Source organism: Pandoraea communis (assembly GCF_902459745.1).
GTDB classification, from domain to species: domain Bacteria; phylum Pseudomonadota; class Gammaproteobacteria; order Burkholderiales; family Burkholderiaceae; genus Pandoraea; species Pandoraea communis.
This window is the reverse complement of record NZ_CABPSJ010000003.1, coordinates 1-14,491: the sequence shown is the minus strand read 5'-3', so window position 1 is coordinate 14,491 and position 14,491 is coordinate 1. Positions and strand designations below refer to the sequence as shown.

Below are 14,491 nucleotides of genomic sequence, written 5' to 3'. Positions count from 1 at the left end.
TCGCCGCGAGCGAGTCGTAGGACTGCTTCCCTTGGCGGACATTGTGGTGATAACTAGAGCTGCAACTGGGTACTGCCTGAGCTACCGGGGAATCACTCCCCAGGGGAAACCATGCCGGTGAACGCAAGCCCGTACATCTGGCCGCGCCGCCGCATTCGCCGGGTCACCGGTTCAATACGCGCCCGCCACGCGGTGACGCGCCACGAAGTGCCCCGCGCCGACTTCCACCAACGGCTGCACCTGCGGTTCGTCGCCGACCGCGCGGATCGGACTCGGAATTTCTTCCGTCAACAACTCCCGCTTGGCGTGACGGCGCGCCGGATCGGCGATCGGCACCGCCGACATCAGCTTCTTCGTATACGGGTGTTGCGGGTTCTCGAAAATGGCGCGGCGCGGACCGATCTCGACAATCTGGCCGAGGTACATCACCGCGACCCGATGGCTGATACGCTCCACAACCGCCATGTCGTGCGAAATGAACAGGAACGCGATGCCGAACTCCTTTTGCAGGTCGAGCATCAGGTTGATGATCTGCGCCTGTACCGAGACATCGAGCGCCGAGACCGATTCGTCGGCGATCACGACCTTGGGCTTGAGCGCCAGCGCGCGCGCAATGGCGATGCGCTGACGCTGGCCGCCCGAGAACTCATGCGGATAGCGTTGTGCGTAATCGGCCGGCAGACCAACCCGGTCGAGGAGTTCGGCCACGCGCTTCTCTGCCTCCGCGCCGCTGGCCACGCCGTGCACGAGCAGCGGTTCCATGATCGAGAATCCGACCGTCAGGCGCGGATCGAGCGAAGCGAACGGGTCCTGGAAGATGAACTGGATGTCGCGGCGCAGCGTCTGCAAGGCGCGTCCGGCGAGATCGTGAATCGGCTTGCCGCCGAATTCAATAGAGCCGCCCTGACTGGCGACCAGACGCAGCAGCGCGCGACCGGTAGTCGATTTGCCGCATCCGGACTCTCCCACCAGGCCCAGCGTCTCGCCCGGATACAGATCGAAGCTCACGCGCTCGACGGCGTGCACACGTTGCTTCACACGGCCGAAGAAGCCCGACGGTACGTCGAAGCGGGCCACGAGATCCTTCACGCGCAGAATCGGACCGGCGTCGGTCCGGACGGTCGGCTGCGGCGTTTCGGCAGCGGGCTTGGCGCCGGCCGGCGCGTCGTAGCGCAGCAGCGGGAAACGGGCGGGCAAATCGGTGCCATGCATCGAACCCAGACGCGGTACGGCGGAGAGCAGCGCCTGCGTGTAGCGCTCGCGCGGCGCTGCGAATATTTCGCGCGAGGGGCCTTCTTCGATTTTGTCGCCGCGATGCATGACGAGCACGCGGTCGGCCACTTCCGCCACGACACCCATGTCGTGCGTGATGAACACGACGCCCATGTGCATTTCGTCCTGCAACGCACGAATCAATTGCAGAATCTGCGCCTGAATCGTCACGTCGAGCGCGGTCGTCGGTTCATCGGCGATGAGCAAGCCCGGCTTGCACGACAACGCCATCGCGATCATGACGCGCTGGCGCATACCGCCCGAGAGCTGATGCGGAAAGCGCCCGAGCACGCGGCGCGCTTCGGGAATTCGCACGAGTTCGAGCATACGCAGGGCTTCGGCACGTGCGGACGCCGCGTCCTTGCCCTGGTGCAGGCGAATGGATTCCGCAATTTGCTCGCCCACCGGGAACACCGGGTTGAGCGAGGTCATCGGCTCCTGGAAGATCATCGCCATGTCGGCGCCGCGAATGCTGCGCATGGTCCGGCCGCTGGCACGCGTCAGATCGACGAGCTTGCCATTACGGCGGCGCATGATCATCGAGCCTTGCGTGATGCTTCCGCCCCCGTTCTCGACGAGGCGCATCGCCGCGAGCGACGTCACCGACTTGCCGGAGCCGGATTCGCCCACGATGGCGAGGGTCTCGCCACGATCGACATGGAAGGACAGGTCGCGCACGGCCGTGACCACGCGCTCGGACGTCGCGAACTGCACGGTAAGGCCGCTCACGTCGAGCACTCGCTCGTCGGGCAACGAAATCGTTGGGGTTGTCTTGCGCTCTGCCACGCCTGTCCTCGCTAATCTTCGCTTGCTGAATCTGGTGCCAAAGGCCCTGCCGTCAACAGCCAGGCCTGATCTTTCGGGGGCGTTACTCGTGAATAGCCGTCACAGGCGTCTCGCCCACACGAGCCACGCCGCGATACATCCCTTCGGTATTGAACGGCAAAGCCACATTGCCTTGCGCGTCCACCGCGATCAAACCGCCGCGACCGTGCACGCGCGGCAGACGTTCCCGGATCACGCGCTCGGCAGCCTGCGCGAGCGACAGCCCGGCGTAGGCCATCAACGCGCCCACTTCGTAGCAGGCGACGGTGCGAATGAATGCCTCGCCCGTCCCCGTGGCCGAGACGGCCGCCGTGGCATCGTTCGCGTAACAACCCGCGCCGATGAGTGGCGAATCGCCCACGCGGCCAACGGCCTTGTTCGTCATGCCGCCGGTAGACGTGGCCGCTGCCACATGACCGTTGCTATCGCAGGCGACCGCACCGACCGTGCCGAACTTGGTGTCGGGATCGATGGGCTCCTGCTTTAGCGGCATGTCGTGGTCGAGCGCCACAGCGGCGTCGGCCAGCGCACGTTGCCATTGGGCATAGCGCGCTTCGGTAAAGAAATAATCGGGCTCAACCAGTACGGCGCCGTTCGCCGCCGCAAAGGCTTCTGCGCCCTCGCCCACGAGCAACACGTGCGGGCTGTGTTCGAGCACCGCGCGGGCGGCGAGAATCGGATTGCGCAAACGATGAACACAGGCGATGGCGCCCGCGTCGAGCGTCGCGCCGTCCATGATCGCGGCGTCGAGTTCATGCGTGCCTTCGTGTGTGAACACTGCACCGCGTCCCGCGTTAAAGCGAGGGCAGTCTTCGAGAAGACGCACGGCTTCGGTCACGGCGTCGAGTGCGGAACCGCCTGCGGCGAGCACGGCCTGCCCGCCGCGCAACACGCCGGCCAACGCCTCGTGATAGGCCTTGAGTTCTTCGGGCGAGGTCTCGCGACTGATGGTGCCGGCACCGCCATGAATGGCGATGACCGCGCGTTGGGCGTGACTCATGATGCTCTGTCCTTTCTGTCCTCACTGCCCGGCGCAGTGCGGGGCGTGGCCTGTTGGCCAGGGTTCGGTGCGCCTTGCGTGCCAGCGCTCGCCACAACGGCGGCGTTCGTAAGAGAGTTCGCCGTGGCGTTGGCGGCGGCGGTGCGTTGTGGTGTGACGATCCGCCCGACCACCGGCCCCGCCGGCACATTGGCCGGTGCGCTCGCGCTCGCGCTTGCCGCCGAAGCGAGCGATGCCGAGTCGAGCCACGGCAGCAGGAAATCGGTGAGTTCGGTGGCGCGATCCACCGCATGTTTGGCGCGCTGGGCGACGGCATCGCACAGGGCGTCAATGACCGCCAGCACACTCGCTTCCGAGTTGCTCGACAGACGCGGCTTGCTGCGCACGAAAATCACGATATCGCCAAGCGGCGCCAGCGGAGACGTCGGACTGTCCGTCAGCACCATGACGGGTACGCCGCGCCCACGCAGACGGCGGCACAGCGTGATGGTGTCGGACACGTATCGCGGAAACGCGAGTGCGATCACCAGATCGCCCTCGCGCAATTTGAAGAGCTGGCGCGCGGCATGCGTCGATCCCCCGGCACCGACCACCGCCTGCACGTTCTCGCAGTACGGATCAAGGCCATGGTGCAGTAGCCCGGCGAGATATCCGCTCGCCCCCAGCCCCAGCACATAAATACGACGCGCCTGCAGGATCGACTCGACGGCACGCTCGCAAGTCGCGGCGTCGAGCGCACGACGCGTCCAATCCAGATTCTCGATAGCCTGCGCCAGCGACGCGGCCATCACATCGGCACTCGCGCTCGCCTGCGCCTTGCTCGTGCGCAGACTTTCGATCGGCGCGAGCGTGGCTTCATACCCGCGCACCATCGCCGCCCGGCATTGCGGATAGCCGTCGAAGCCAAGTGCGCGCGCGAAACGATTGACCGTGGCAAGCGATACGCCGACGGCATCGGCGAATTCGTCGATACGCATGGTCGCCGCACGAAACGTGTTGTCGAGCACGAACGCCGCCATGCGCTGCTGCGCGGGCGTCAGGTCGGGCATGGCGCGCACGATGCGCTCGGTGAGCGGCAGATCGGCGGGCAACGATTCTGCGTCAATCATGAGTCAAGGCAATCCATCGAAGTGAAGGAAAGTATATTTTCATCAGAACCCCGTCAAATGAAAAAAAATATTTCAAATGCCGTCGAGACTTCCCCACATACCCTCCCGGCGTCGCCCAAACCCTGTCAAAACAAGGGGGCCGCGTCACATAGATACGCAAAATACGGGCATACTAGGGGAAACCCGAATGCACGAACTTGCCGGACGTTTTGCGATCCGACTTCAGAACTACGGTGTCACGACGCGACGGTGTTCTACCGTCGCGAAATCATCAGGCAACGGAACACAGGACTGTCGCGGGACCGCCTGGGGAGGCTTGGCCGGAGGCGAGTCGTAACGTGCGGTAACCATGGCGTAGCCGCAGGCTGACCTCTGCCCGGTACGCTGACGATATGAATTCGCCTCAAGGAGCATGACCATGCTGAGTCCGCATGAAATCGCCACGCTGTTGCTGGCGGCCGCATCCCTTGGCCCCATCGATGCCGACGCGCTCGAGCCACCGGACCTTGCCGCGCTGGAACAAGCGCGTCTGGTGCATGTGGATGTCGAGCAAGGACACGCCAAAGTGATCGTGACCGAAGATGGTCACCGGGTGCTGCGTCGTCTGGGGCTGGAGCGCTCGGTTGGTGAGCGCACAGAAGCACCGCGGCTGACGATGACGATCGCGCGGCGCACGGATCGGGAGGCGGAGAACGGTGTCAGCGGGCGGTCCGCGCCGGCGGAAGCTTTCGCCGGGGAGACCGCCCGTGAATGGCAGCAGGCAGCGGCGCTGCCTGCCGACGCATCAGAGCGTCGCGAAGAACAGGCTTAAGCGGGCGAGCACGATCAGCAGGATCTGCATCAGCAGGAACAGCCCCAGCGGCGACAGATCGAAGCCGCCCATCATCGGAATGACTTTGCGGATCGGGCGCAGCAGCGGATCGAGCAGATGCTGGAGAATCGGCATAGCGGTGGCGCGCGGATTGACCCAAGACAGCACGGCCATCAGCAGCGTGAGCCACATCACGAGGTTGGCGCCCCACTTGGCGACCAGCACCAGCGCCACCAGCAAGCCTCGCGGGAACACCGAGACCGGCGACACCCCCACCACGGCCGTGATCAGCACCAGATAGACGATGGCGCTCAGCCATGCGCCGATCACGCACGCCCAGTCGATCCCGCCGACACCCGGCACCACACGCCGCAACGGCAACACCATCCAGTTCGTGAACTGGAACACTCCCTGTGAGAGCGGATTGCGCGGCGGCAACCGCGTGGCCTGCATCCACGCACGCAACAGCAACAAGGCGCCGAATAGCGAGAAAACAAGGTCTAGCAGCAGACGGGCGATTTCGACGAGCATCTGGACTCCAACGGATTGTGCGGTCCCCCGCAAAACCGGCATTGTCGCATGCGTTTGCCCGAGTTCAATGCTCCCCTAACGCTTTGAGCGGATGACCGTCTTCCGGCCACGGCGAGACAAAGAAGGCATCGGCCTGCGCCGCCGGCACATCCGCCAGCGTGGCATAGCACCAGCGCGGTTGTTTGTCCTTGTCGATCAGCAGCGCCCGCACGCCTTCGACGAAATCACCGGTCGCGAATGCGTGATACCCCAGCACCAGTTCCATCCGGAAGGCGTCGGCCAGATCGAGGCGACGCCCCTTCTGCAATTGCAGGTCGGTCACGCACAGGCTCAGCGGTGAGCGCTGCTGCAACAATGCCAGCGTCTCGGCTGCCCACGGCGTGCGCGCATCGTTGGCAAGCGACGCCACGATGCCTGGCACATCGATGGCGCTGAAATGCCGATCCAGCGTTGCCCTCACCTGAGCGAGCGGCGCGGCGTCCGTCCATGTGCGCCCCAGCGGCAGAATGGCGGCACGCAGTCGCTCGAGCAGATCGGCCGAGTCAGACGCGTATTGCCCCGCAGGGCGCTTCGCCGGGCTTCCCGCCGCACCGGTGCGCCAATCGAATTCACGGAGCATCGCTTTGAGTTGTGCAGGCGCGTCGCCCTCAAGCCAGACATCTGCCAGCCCGCAATACAGCGCATCGGCGGCGTTGACGGTCACACCGGACAGCCCCAGATAGCGCGCCAGCGTCGGCGCCAGATGCCCCAGAAACCAACTGGCCCCGACATCCGGAAACAAACCGATCCCCGTCTCCGGCATCGCCAATCGTGTGCGGTCGGTGGCGATGCGCAGCGCCGCCCCTTGCGCAACGCCCATGCCCCCACCCATCACAATGCCGTCGAGCAATGCGATATACGGCTTCGGATATCGGTGGATCAGATAGTCGAGCCGGTATTCGTCGATGAAGAACGCCTGATGTTCGTTGGCATGATTCACGCGGCTCTCGTAGAGCGCTCGAACGTCGCCCCCTGCACAGAAGGCCTTCTCGCCCGCGCCTTCGATCAGCACCGCCCGCACTGCCGGGTCTTGCGCCCACGCGTTGAGCTGCGCCCACATCGCGCGCACCATGCCGTGTGTGATCGCATTCAATGCACGCGGCCGGTTCAGCGTAATCACGCCGAGTCCATTGACCACCTCGAACAACACTTCGTCTTGCGCCTCAACGGCGTTGTCACGCAGATTCACTCCCCCTCCTCCTTGCGGTGCCCTGCTTCCGGTGGCAGGCACATGCACAATCTAGTGGCAATACGATTCGTAGTGAGTGCCGCGACGCGGTCAGTCCAGCGCGCGTGCAATGACCTGACGCTGAATCTCGCTGGTGCCCTCGTAGATCTGCGTGATACGGGCATCGCGATAATGACGCTCCACCGGATAGTCCTCGAGATAACCGTATCCGCCGTGAATCTGGATGGCGTGCGAGCACACCCACTCGGCAAGCTCGGACGCAAAGAGTTTGGCCTGCGATGCCTCGGACAAGCACGGCAATCCCTGAGTGCGAAGTGCTGCCGCGTGGAGAATCAGAAATCTTGCCGCGTTGATGCGCGTCGTCATGTCGGCCAGCATGTTCGCGATGCTCTGATGCTCGCGAATCGGCTTGCCGAACTGCTGACGCTCACCGGCGTAACGCAGCGCCGCCTCGAACGCCGCGCGCGCCACACCGAGGGCAAGCGCAGCAATGCCGATGCGTCCGCCTTCGAGATTGGACAGCGCAATCTTCAGCCCCTGCCCCGGCTCGCCAAGCATTGCGTCGTCGCCAACTTCACAATCGACGAGGGTAATCGGGCAGGTATCCGATGCCCGGATGCCAAGCTTGTGTTCGGGGCGCCCCACCTCGAAGCCCGGCGTATTCGTTGGCACGATGAAGGCCGAAATGCCTCGCTTCCCGGCTGCCGGGTCTGTCACCGCGAATACGATGGCCATTGCCGCGCGTTTGCCGTTCGTCACGAACTGCTTGCTTCCATTGAGCACCCACTTGTCACCGCGACGCTCCGCACGCGTTCGCAGATTATTGGCTTCCGACCCGGCTTGCGGCTCGGTCAGGCAGAACGCTCCGATCTTCCGGCCGGCAGCAAGATCCGGCAGCCAGCGCTCACGTTGCGCGTCCGTACCGAATTTCAGGACCGGTGCGCACCCCACGGAGTTATGCACCGACATCATCGTGGCTGTGGAGGCGCACCCCACGGCAATCTCCTCCATCGCAAGCGCATACGCCGTGTAATCGGTGTACGACCCGCCGTATTGCTCGGGCACCATCATTCCCAACAGCCCGAGTTCCCCCATTTGCGCCACCATCGCATCCGGCAACGCGCAATCGCGGTCCCACTGCGCGGCATTTGGCGCAAGCTGCTCACTGGCAAACGTGCGCGCCATGTCACGAATCATGCGTTGGTCTTCGGTATAGAAATCCATGTTCTGTCTCCTGCGCCCTGACGCTGTCCGAATGGACCGCCGGCGCTTGTGCCATGTCGATGGACCCAGTTTAGGCATCGCACCGCATTGGCACCATAGCCAAAAACGGCAATTTGCATGAGCGGAATTGCCATCGGAGACGTCCGAAACCCGCCCCGGACAAACCCTTAGCGCGTAGGTCAACCCCGAGCGGTATTGTCTGGCAAGCCCTTGTCCGGCCTCGCTTTCCCCATCGCCGGAGTGGATAAATCCCTCACGAACTCTGAGCCGTTTGGACATTGCCTGCCGCCGACGCCACGCATTACGATGAATTTCGCCATTGCCCTTGAGCGCTGCGCCCCGTCAAGACGGCGCCGGGGGTGGCCGGCGACGCGCGTCCGAGTCTCTCCATGATAGGCGCGCCGCCGGCCAGCACTGACTACAGGAGACGATCCATGACTGCCGATTACGCCGACGCCTATCGGGCGTTCGATCTCGACGCCGCTGTACGCGCCACGCTCGCAGGCAATCTCGACGCGATGAATGCGTGTGTCGAGTGCTGCGACCGGCATGCACTTCCCGGCCGCATCGCCTTGTTCTGGGAAGGAAAAGACGGCACGAGCCAGACGTGGACGTTCCGGCAATTGCAGACGCTCTCCGCGCGCTTTGCCAACTTCCTGCGCGAACAGGGCGTGCAGCCCGGCGACCGCGTGAGCGGACTGCTGCCGCGAACGCCCGAATTGCTCGTGACGATCCTCGGCACATGGCGTGCGGGTGCGGTATATCAACCGTTGTTCACGGCGTTCGGGCCGAAGGCCATCGAGCACCGGTTGCTCGGTGCGCAAAGCAAGCTCGTGATCACCGACGGAGCCAATCGGGCCAAGCTCGATGAAGTGCCCAACTGCCCGAGCGTCGTCACGGTCGGCGGCCCGCGCGGTCAGGGCGTGCGCCGCGGTGATTTCAGCTTCTGGCACGAGGTCGAGCAACACGCACCGGACTTCGAGCCCGTGCTGCGGCGCGGCGACGATCCGTTCCTGATGATGTTCACCTCCGGCACGACCGGGGCCGCGAAACCGGTCATGGTGCCGTTGCGTGCGATTCTGGCGTTCGCCGGCTACATGCGCGACGCCGTCGACCTGCGCCCCACCGACACGTTCTGGAACATCGCCGATCCGGGCTGGGCCTATGGCCTGTACTACGCGGTGACGGGCCCACTCGCCATGGGCATCCCCACAACGTTTTACGACGGTCCGTTCACCGTCGAAAGCACCTACCGGATCATCGACAAACTCGGCGTTACGAATCTGGCCGGTTCACCGACTGCATTCCGCCTGCTGATTGCCGGCGGCGATCAGGCAGCGGCGCCGCTCAAGGGAAAGCTACGCGCGGTATCCAGTGCTGGTGAGCCGCTCAACCCCGAGGTCATCCGCTGGTTCGCCAACCATCTCGGCGTGACCATTCACGACCACTATGGGCAGACGGAACTCGGCATGGTCGTCTGCAACCACCACGCCCTCGCCCACCCCGTGCAGGCGGGGGCCGCCGGCTTTGCCTCGCCCGGCCACCGTGTGGTCGTGCTCGATGACGACGGGTGCGAATGCCCGGTCGGGCAGCCGGGGGTTCTCGCGCTTGATCGCAAACAGTCACCATTGATGTGGTTCGGCGGGTATTGGGAGCGGGACACGCCAGCATTCGCCGGCGACTATTACCTCTCCGGCGATACCGTCGAGCGAAATGACGATGGCAGTATCAGCTTCGTCGGGCGCAATGACGATGTCATCACGTCGGCCGGGTACCGTATCGGGCCGTTCGATGTCGAAAGCGCGCTGATCGAACATCCGGCAGTGATCGAAACGGCCGTGGTCGGCAAGCCGGACCCGGAGCGCACCGAGTTGGTCAAAGCCTTCGTCGTGCTGCATCCTCAGTTCGCACCGACGGAGGCACTCGCGAGCGAGTTGCAGGCGCACGTCCGGCACCGCCTCTCCACACACGCCTATCCGCGTGAAATCGAATTCGTCACCGAGTTGCCCAAGACGCCGAGCGGCAAGCTCCAGCGCTTCATCTTGCGCAATCAGGAAATCGCCAAGGCCGCGCAGGCGTCGGCCAACGCGGCCTGAGCGCCGCCCTCTTCTTTCAGGAATCGCAGCTCATGCAAATCAAGGATCGTGTCTTTCTCGTCACCGGCGCCTCGTCGGGTCTGGGTGCCGCCACGGCGCGCATGTTCGTCGACGCCGGCGCCAAGGTCGTGCTCGGTGACATCAACGCCGAAGCGGGTGCCGCGCAAGCCAACCTGCTGGGCGACGCCGCTCGCTTTGTGGCGACCGACATCACACGCGAGGACGACGTACAGCGCCTGGTCGATACTGCGCAGCACGCATTCGGCGCGCTGAACGGTGCTGTGAACTGCGCAGGACTCGTGATCGGCGAGCGCATCCTGGGCAAGCAGGGCCCGCACCGACTCGACACCTTTGCCCGCATCGTCAACGTGAATCTGATCGGCACGTTCAACGTGCTGCGTATCGCGGCGTCGGCAATGGCCGAGGGCACCGCCGACGCCGAAGGCGAACGGGGTGTGATCGTGAACACGGCGTCCGTCGCGGCGTTCGACGGGCAAATCGGGCAGGCAGCGTATGCGGCATCGAAGGGCGGTGTTGCCGCGCTGACACTGCCCGCTGCCCGCGAACTGGCGCGCGTCGGGGTGCGCGTAGTGACGATCGCACCCGGCATCTTCGAGACACCGATGATGGCGGGCATGACGCCGGAGGTGCAAGCCGCACTGGGGGCCTCGGTTCCCTTCCCCCCACGCCTCGGACGTCCGTCGGAATATGCCGCGCTCGTGCGTCACATCGTCGAGAACACCATGCTCAACGGTGAGGTGATTCGTCTCGATGGCGCATTGCGTATGGCACCGAAGTAAGTCACCGGACGTATCGAGATCCCGCGACACACGCGAAATCGGAAGGCGCCGAGCTAGTTTTCGGACGGCGCCGGAAGCGCCGACAGGGGCCACGCTGCTAGAATCCTTGGGTTCCCCTGCTACGACGTACGGTTTCGCGACGCATGGAAAAAGGCAGCATCTCGATCTATTTCGTTATCAACGCGTTGGCGCATGTCGAGCGACTCGGCGGTGATCCGACGGCATTGCTGCGTGCCGCCGATATTGCACCGTCGTTGCTCGCGCATCCGCAAGCCCGCGTTTCGGCAGATCGCTACGCTCACTTGTGGCGGTTGATCAGTCTCGCGCTCGACGACGAATTCTTCGGACAGGATTCCCGCCGCATGAAGGTCGGCAGCTTCGCGATGCTGTGCTACAGCGTCATCGGTTGCCGCACGCTGGAGCAGGCGCTGCAACGTGCGGCGCGCTTCATGGGGTTGTTGCTGGACGATCTCGAAATGCATCTGGTGCGCGACGGCGCGCTCGCCCGGCTCGAAGTGCATGAGCGTGCGGACGCACAAGCGCCGCGCATCTTCGGGCACGAAACGCTCCTGATCCTCTTCTATGCGCTGACGTGCTGGCTGATCGCGCGTCGCGTGACACTGAGCACGGCGTACTTCGCATTTCCCGAACCGGCTTACAGCGACGAGTACCGGACGATGTATTCCCCGCGTCTGGTCTTTCACGCGGCGCATACCGCCATTGAATTCGACGCCGCATGTCTGGATCTGCCCGTGGTGCAGAACGAAGTGTCCGTCAAGGAATTCCTGCGCGCGGCCCCGGCCAACATCATCCTCAAATACAAGAATACGAAAGGCATGGTTGCACGGGTACGCCGGCGTCTGAAGACGATGCCGACCGATGGCTGGCCGGCGTTCGAAGTGCTCGCGGGAGAATTTCACACAACACCATCGACACTGCGCCGGCGGCTCGAAGACGAGGGCCAGTCGTATCAGTCCATCAAGGACCAATTGCGGCGCGATCTCGCCATTCACGCGCTTTGTCACACGTCCAAGCCGATGATGGAGATTGCCCTCTCGCTAGGCTTTGCCGATCCGAGCGCGTTCTTTCGCGCATTCCGGAAATGGACGGGGGTTCGCCCCGGCGATTATCGACGTCAGGCCGTGGAGGCCTGACGGAACGCGACGCTGCGACCGGGGCGCTTTCTCGCCTGATGAGATTCGGTTGCGCCTCTGACAAATCGGGTTGCGCCCATTCTCGCGACATGGTGCCCTATCGGGGCGCAAGCGAGCACCCAACTTGGGCGAGTCGCCTTCGTCGTGAGCCATGCACCGCAATGGGGGTAATTCCGAAGCGCGTCGACTCGCGCTTTTTGTCATCATGGCGCCTGCAAGCTTGACAAGCTGGCGCATGTGGAGCGAGACACCGAAGCCGGGACCGAGAATAAAAAACGATCCGGACTGGCCCAAAGGCACGTATTCCTTTTCTCCTGACGCTTTTGCGATTGCCTATCCCAATAGCCACTCAGGAGCTGCGCCCACCTGCCAAGTGGGCGTTTTTTTGCTGGTTAAACGCTCCCTTCGCAGTGTGGTTCGACCCGCCCTCGGCGTTCTTCACGAGAGAATCCGATGCCCTGGCATGCTTGTTGCTTGTATTTCCAGCATCGGGGAACGACGCCGCCTTGGCCGAGGTTTCATTGATAAGCACGCACCAGATTGCACCGGTACCTGCCAGATCGTGAAGCCCGGACTCGCCCCCTGCGGCGCCTCCGTTTGTTTTGGGTCGAGGTGTTATGTTTACTGAACTGAGCGACGTTGAATGGCACGCCCTGCGTGATCTGATTTGCGACCGACCGGTCCGTACGGAACGACGCGGCCGCCCTCAAGTCGAGCAGCGCACGCTGACCAATGCTGTCTTGTGGGTGCTGTTCACCGGTGAGAGCTGGTCCAAGCTGCCCATGCAGTACCCCTCTGTGCCGACTTGCCGCCGCAAACTCAATGAGTGGCGCGAATCGGGCATGCTCGATACGATCCTGAAACGCCTGCAACAATCGGGCCGCGATATCAGCACCTGCGCAGGTCAAGTCAGCAAGCCGGCCCGCAGCACGCCGTGCGGCGACACCGATCGCCTGCGCGGGGTGTTCTGGACGAACCCGGCGTCGTGGAAGCCACCGGTTGCAATGCGTTGAGCGGCCGCCCTTACGGTTACGCCGCACCGTCATCGCAATCGTTCTCATTCGACAGGAATGTCCGCGCAACGCTCGCGGCACCGCCGAACGGGAATTACGGGGTTAGCCAGATAGCAGCGAATGCGCGAGATGTGACCGCCGGTCACGTCTCGCGTCAAAGTACCGCGCGCACCGCTTCGGCAATAGCCAGCGAGGCTGTGAGGCCGGGTGACTCGATGCCGAACAGGTTCACGAGCCCTGCCACCCCATGTGCCGCCGGCCCGTCGATACGGAAGTCCGCCGCCGCTTCGCCCGGCCCGCTGATTTTCGGTCGAATGCCCGCATAGCCGGGTTGCAACGCGCCGTCTGCCAGCGTCGGCCAATAGCGCCGCACCGCGGCATAAAAACCATCGCCATCTGCCGGATCGACCGTGTAGTCGATCTCGTCGACCCATTGCACGTTCGGCCCGAAGCGCGCTTGCCCGGCAAGATCGAGCGTCAGGTGCACACCCAGCCCGCCCGGCTCCGGCACCGGATAGATCAAGTGCGAGAACGGCGCGCGCTGCGCACACGTGAAGTAGCTTCCCTTCGCGTAATAGCGCCGCGGAATGCGATCGGACGCCAGCCCCGCGAACGTGCGGGCGATGTCGACGGCGTAAAGCCCGGCGCTGTTGATCACCGTGTCCGCGAGCAGTGTCGACATGACGCCCTGCGTCTCGACATCCAGCTCGATGCCATCGGCATGACCGATACGACCGCCGACGACACGCGCGTCGAACGCGAGCATCGCGCCGGCATTCTCCGCATCGCCTTGCAAAGCCAGCATGAACCCATGGCTGTCCACGATGCCCGTCGACGGGGAGAGCAATGCACCAAATGCGTGCAATTCGGGTTCAAGCTGGGTGACTTCATCGGCGCTCAGCCACAGCAAGTCGTCGACACCATTGGCGCGCGCGTTGGCGGCGATGGTCTCGAGTTCACCCACCTGTTGGCCGGTGGTCGCGACGATCAGCTTGCCGCAACGGCGGTGCTCCACCCCATGCGAGGCACAGAAATCGTACAGCCGGTGCTTGCCCTCGACGCATAGCTTCGCTTTGAGGGAGCCGGGCGGATAGTAGATGCCACCATGAATGACTTCGCTGTTACGGGAACTCGTGCCGGTGCCGATCGCACGCTCGGATTCCAGGATGACCACTTCGCGGCCGGCCATGGCCATCGTCCGCGCGACGGCCAGCCCCACCACCCCCGCGCCGATCACGACGCAATCGACCTTGTCCATTGCTATTCCTTAATTACCTTCCGATTCGCATGAAGCCCCCCACCGTCGCCGGCCAGTTTCCTCATGCGGATCGGCTGCGGGACGCGTTCACAGGCACGCCCTGCAACCTCACCTGACTCGTGACGCGCTTACAGCGCGCCCGTCAGCTCCGGCACGACCGTGAACAGATC

General features: G+C 64.0%; 12 protein-coding genes. 5 read left to right on the top strand and 7 right to left on the bottom strand.

What is annotated here, in order from left to right; translation table 11 throughout:
* Nucleotides 1-171: 171 nt before the first annotated feature.
* The 3 genes from PCO31110_RS10860 to PCO31110_RS10850 form a co-directional block, all read right to left on the bottom strand.
* Entirely contained in the window at nt 172-2,058 is a 1,887-nt protein-coding gene (locus tag PCO31110_RS10860; protein ID WP_150690440.1) for a dipeptide ABC transporter ATP-binding protein, read from the bottom strand.
* A gap of 82 nt (nt 2,059-2,140) precedes the next feature.
* Nucleotides 2,141-3,097 carry an isoaspartyl peptidase/L-asparaginase family protein gene (locus PCO31110_RS10855; RefSeq protein ID WP_150690439.1) on the bottom strand — a complete coding sequence of 319 codons (957 nt, stop codon included), beginning with the start codon at nt 3,095-3,097 and terminating at the stop codon, nt 2,141-2,143.
* A complete protein-coding gene (locus tag PCO31110_RS10850; protein WP_150690438.1) occupies nt 3,094-4,206 on the bottom strand; it encodes a MurR/RpiR family transcriptional regulator in 1,113 nt (370 codons plus the stop codon). Before PCO31110_RS10850 ends, PCO31110_RS10855 begins: the two co-directional genes overlap by 4 nt.
* Before the next feature lie 418 nt (nt 4,207-4,624).
* Between PCO31110_RS10850 and PCO31110_RS25660 the strand changes: the two genes are divergently transcribed.
* Nucleotides 4,625-5,017 (top strand): hypothetical protein, encoded by a 393-nt coding sequence (locus tag PCO31110_RS25660; RefSeq protein ID WP_010806350.1) that lies wholly within the window; start codon nt 4,625-4,627, stop codon nt 5,015-5,017.
* On the opposite strand, the gene PCO31110_RS10840 is transcribed toward PCO31110_RS25660, so the two are convergent.
* From PCO31110_RS10840 to PCO31110_RS10830, 3 genes are all read right to left on the bottom strand, one after another.
* Nucleotides 4,991-5,548 (bottom strand): YggT family protein, encoded by a 558-nt coding sequence (locus tag PCO31110_RS10840; RefSeq protein WP_010806349.1) that lies wholly within the window; start codon nt 5,546-5,548, stop codon nt 4,991-4,993. The genes PCO31110_RS25660 and PCO31110_RS10840 overlap by 27 nt on opposite strands.
* Before the next feature lie 64 nt (nt 5,549-5,612).
* Nucleotides 5,613-6,776, bottom strand: a complete 1,164-nt coding sequence (locus tag PCO31110_RS10835) for an enoyl-CoA hydratase/isomerase family protein (protein WP_150690437.1) — start codon at nt 6,774-6,776, stop codon at nt 5,613-5,615.
* Between the two features lie 90 nt (nt 6,777-6,866).
* Nucleotides 6,867-8,000, bottom strand: a complete 1,134-nt coding sequence (locus tag PCO31110_RS10830; protein ID WP_150690436.1) for an acyl-CoA dehydrogenase family protein — start codon at nt 7,998-8,000, stop codon at nt 6,867-6,869.
* 434 nt (nt 8,001-8,434) lie between these two features.
* Between PCO31110_RS10830 and PCO31110_RS10825 the strand changes: the two genes are divergently transcribed.
* The 4 genes from PCO31110_RS10825 (at nt 8,435) to PCO31110_RS10810 (ending at nt 13,063) form a co-directional block, all read left to right on the top strand.
* Complete coding sequence (locus PCO31110_RS10825; RefSeq protein ID WP_010806346.1) at nt 8,435-10,096, top strand: acyl-CoA synthetase; 1,662 nt, start codon at nt 8,435-8,437, stop codon at nt 10,094-10,096.
* A 32-nt stretch (nt 10,097-10,128) separates the two neighbouring features.
* The gene (locus tag PCO31110_RS10820; RefSeq protein ID WP_010806345.1) at nt 10,129-10,896 is read left to right on the top strand and encodes a 3-hydroxyacyl-CoA dehydrogenase; all 768 of its coding nucleotides are present in this window, start codon (nt 10,129-10,131) and stop codon (nt 10,894-10,896) included.
* Between the two features lie 143 nt (nt 10,897-11,039).
* Entirely contained in the window at nt 11,040-12,050 is a 1,011-nt protein-coding gene (locus PCO31110_RS10815; protein ID WP_150690435.1) for an AraC family transcriptional regulator, read from the top strand.
* A 617-nt stretch (nt 12,051-12,667) separates the two neighbouring features.
* Nucleotides 12,668-13,063 carry a transposase gene (locus PCO31110_RS10810; protein ID WP_010806343.1) on the top strand — a complete coding sequence of 132 codons (396 nt, stop codon included), beginning with the start codon at nt 12,668-12,670 and terminating at the stop codon, nt 13,061-13,063.
* A 154-nt stretch (nt 13,064-13,217) separates the two neighbouring features.
* On the opposite strand, the gene PCO31110_RS10805 is transcribed toward PCO31110_RS10810, so the two are convergent.
* On the bottom strand, nt 13,218-14,321 hold the full coding sequence (locus PCO31110_RS10805; RefSeq protein ID WP_150690434.1) for an NAD(P)/FAD-dependent oxidoreductase: 1,104 nt from the start codon (nt 14,319-14,321) through the stop codon (nt 13,218-13,220).
* Nucleotides 14,322-14,491 lie beyond the last annotated feature (170 nt).

Excerpts from the sequence above, each read along its gene's own strand:
- PCO31110_RS10855 (WP_150690439.1), bottom strand. The coding sequence starts at position 3,097 with ATGAGTCACGCCCAACGCGCGGTCATCGCCATTCATGGCGGTGCCGGC.
- PCO31110_RS10850 (WP_150690438.1), bottom strand. The coding sequence starts at position 4,206 with ATGATTGACGCAGAATCGTTGCCCGCCGATCTGCCGCTCACCGAGCGC.
- PCO31110_RS25660 (WP_010806350.1), top strand. The coding sequence starts at position 4,625 with ATGCTGAGTCCGCATGAAATCGCCACGCTGTTGCTGGCGGCCGCATCC.
- PCO31110_RS10840 (WP_010806349.1), bottom strand. The coding sequence starts at position 5,548 with ATGCTCGTCGAAATCGCCCGTCTGCTGCTAGACCTTGTTTTCTCGCTA.
- PCO31110_RS10830 (WP_150690436.1), bottom strand. The coding sequence starts at position 8,000 with ATGGATTTCTATACCGAAGACCAACGCATGATTCGTGACATGGCGCGC.
- PCO31110_RS10825 (WP_010806346.1), top strand. The coding sequence starts at position 8,435 with ATGACTGCCGATTACGCCGACGCCTATCGGGCGTTCGATCTCGACGCC.
- PCO31110_RS10820 (WP_010806345.1), top strand. The coding sequence starts at position 10,129 with ATGCAAATCAAGGATCGTGTCTTTCTCGTCACCGGCGCCTCGTCGGGT.
- PCO31110_RS10815 (WP_150690435.1), top strand. The coding sequence starts at position 11,040 with ATGGAAAAAGGCAGCATCTCGATCTATTTCGTTATCAACGCGTTGGCG.
- PCO31110_RS10810 (WP_010806343.1), top strand. The coding sequence starts at position 12,668 with ATGTTTACTGAACTGAGCGACGTTGAATGGCACGCCCTGCGTGATCTG.
- PCO31110_RS10805 (WP_150690434.1), bottom strand. The coding sequence starts at position 14,321 with ATGGACAAGGTCGATTGCGTCGTGATCGGCGCGGGGGTGGTGGGGCTG.